4 protein-coding genes are annotated in these 2,240 nt (G+C 44.0%); 3 read left to right on the top strand and 1 reads right to left on the bottom strand.

All coding sequences use genetic code 11. From position 1 onward, the window contains the following. From B3180_RS03655 to B3180_RS03645, 3 genes are all read left to right on the top strand, one after another. Positions 1–166: sigma factor-like helix-turn-helix DNA-binding protein (locus tag B3180_RS03655; RefSeq protein ID WP_286843153.1), on the top strand; the 166-nt coding region annotated here is incomplete at its 5' end. After that, positions 163–462 (top strand): hypothetical protein, encoded by a 300-nt coding sequence (locus B3180_RS03650; RefSeq protein ID WP_278358374.1) that lies wholly within the window; start codon positions 163–165, stop codon positions 460–462. The genes B3180_RS03655 and B3180_RS03650, both read left to right, overlap by 4 nt. Positions 463–545: 83 nt before the next feature. Continuing rightward, entirely contained in the window at positions 546–1,556 is a 1,011-nt protein-coding gene (locus tag B3180_RS03645) for an alpha/beta hydrolase family protein (protein ID WP_286843121.1), read from the top strand. A 32-nt stretch (positions 1,557–1,588) separates the two neighbouring features. Here B3180_RS03645 and B3180_RS03640 read toward each other — a convergent pair whose 3' ends face one another. Beyond that, entirely contained in the window at positions 1,589–2,077 is a 489-nt protein-coding gene (locus B3180_RS03640; RefSeq protein ID WP_278361038.1) for a histidine phosphatase family protein, read from the bottom strand. Positions 2,078–2,240: the final 163 nt, after the last annotated feature.

The following is a 2,240-nucleotide window of genomic DNA, read 5'->3' as shown; positions in this document are numbered from 1 at the left end:
ACGCACCTGTTTAACCTTGTCTTTAAGTGCCGGAATGAGCCATCAGGAAATTGTCGCTATTACTGACTTACCGCTTGGCACGGTTAAATCTCATATTGCCCGGGGAAAACAAAAGCTGATTGATATTGTCAGCGCCCCACAAAACAAGCAGGAGGTTGCCTCATGAGTGCACCCGAACATGACGCTTTGAATGATCTTGTCAGCTATAAAACTCGCTTAGTTGATGAAAGCTTTACTGAGCAAACGTTGAGCTCAATTCGAAAGTCTGAGAAGAAACGTCGCATTCTTGTTTTGCTGGCATTTATGAGTGCGCTGTTGGTAGCGGCTGCTTTATGGGTGGTGTCTGGGAATCAAATTCTGACTCCGGTACGGAGTTTCATGGCTCAGTCACCGTACTTGCTCACACTGGCTATTGTAGCTTTTTGCTCAATAACGTTCTGGTCAACGCGGAAAAACAGTTAAAGGCAGTTTTGTGTTATTACTAAGCGTATAGTAAGTTGTTATATCTATTGATTGGTATAACACTTAAAACCAAGGAAGGAAAAATGATAAGAACAATAAAGCAAACTCTTATGTTTAGCCTTTTCGTAACTATGAGCTTTGTGGCGATGCCAGCCAAGGCGGAGCCCGACGTTAAGTTAATGGGTACAAGCGACTGTTTCAAAGGAAGGTTTGCCAGCTATGATAGCTGGATGCAGATGATTGCAAAAATGCAAGGTGATAAGCCTGGTGCCGAAAAATTTATGAGCAAGGTGAAAGCTGCCTATAAAAAAGAAGATTTTGAGAGTTATCGGCAGAATCTGGATTGCAAAAACGTTATGTATAAAGTCGACGGTGCAGTGGTTCACTCATACTACGTTGCTCCTAAAAATGAGTCTGACCTTCCCGTGATTATCTATAACCGCGGGGGGAACGCGAGTTTTGGGTCCTGGACGTTTGCCCGAGTATTCAGCCGACTTTTTAATTTAGCGACAGAGGGCAATGTGGCTATTTTTGCCTCAAGCTATCGCGGAGCTCTTCCAAAATTCCCCGGTGAAGATGAATTTGGCGGCGCAGACGTGAAAGATGTCGTCGCTTTGCCACAGTTATTCGAACACTTTCCTAATGTGAACCCTGAAAAAGTCGGCGTATTTGGCGCTAGCCGCGGTGGCATGCAGTCCCTTTTAGCGGTAAAGCAGGGGTTAGATGTTGACTCTATTGTTCTTTATGCCGGGCAATACAACTTATTTGAGGGATTAGAGCACCGTCCAGAAATGGTGCGACTTTATAAAGAGCGAATTCCAAATTATGACGAAGAAAAAGAAGCTGAATTAAAGAAGCGCTCAGCTGTTTTCTGGATGGATGAAATTGATAATGATATTCCTATTCTCCTGATACACGGCAAGAAGGACGAACGTGTGTTAGTGGATTCCAGTATAGGGTTGAGTAAAGTGCTTGAGAAAGAAGGGTTTACTCATAAGCTTTCAATATATGAAAGCGGCAAACATCGCTATGGCAAAAACGCGGAAGCCATAGAAGGTGAAATGCTGTCTTGGTTTAAAACGAATTGGAAGTAAGTTGTCCGTAAACTGAGTTACCGTCGTACAGGTCATTGTATGACCGGAATATAAAGCCGGTTGGTGACAACGCTGTCGCCGCTGACCACAACCTGGAATAAGTCGCCGAAGTCCTCTTCTCCAAGTTTATCAGCGCTTCCACCAGCTGCTTTGAGCAGTTCAGGCACGGTATTGCTGTGGCCAATAATCAGTGCGTTCTTTTTGAGCTCCTTTAAGCTGGTTACTATTCCTTTAAAGTCTTTAGCTGGGTAGGTTTCTACTGATAGCCCCAATTGTTTTGCCAGTGCTTCTGCGGTTTGCTGAGTGCGCTTATAGTCGGTAGAAAATATGGCTTCAATGTCGCTGTTTTTCAAAACCTGCGCGAGAACTTGCGCACGCTGTTTGCCAACCAAACTGAGGTCGGGGTCGGTCTTGTCGGTTGTTTTCTCCATATGACGGGAGAAGTAAAGAGTATAAGTGTCTGCTGATGCCATGTTCGGGAAAAAGCTCATAACAATAAAAATAAAAAGTAAACGGCGCATAAGTTGTTAAAGGTTGTCATATAAGGTTAGCTTATAGCAATAAAACATACCTTTCAGCAGGCCCATAAACAAGCGTTATCCCCTGGAAAAGGTGGAAAAGTAGTCAGGAGGTAAAATGAAAGCACAGCCAGAGATCGGAAGAGCTGAACTCCAGTCACATGAG

It is taken from the genome of Idiomarina sp. UBA4206 (assembly GCF_002383015.1).
GTDB classification, from domain to species: domain Bacteria; phylum Pseudomonadota; class Gammaproteobacteria; order Enterobacterales; family Alteromonadaceae; genus Idiomarina; species Idiomarina abyssalis.
This window is presented reverse-complemented; position numbering and strand designations above follow the sequence as displayed.

Excerpts from the sequence above, each read along its gene's own strand:
- B3180_RS03650 (WP_278358374.1), top strand. The coding sequence starts at position 163 with ATGAGTGCACCCGAACATGACGCTTTGAATGATCTTGTCAGCTATAAA.
- B3180_RS03645 (WP_286843121.1), top strand. The coding sequence starts at position 546 with ATGATAAGAACAATAAAGCAAACTCTTATGTTTAGCCTTTTCGTAACT.
- B3180_RS03640 (WP_278361038.1), bottom strand. The coding sequence starts at position 2,077 with ATGCGCCGTTTACTTTTTATTTTTATTGTTATGAGCTTTTTCCCGAAC.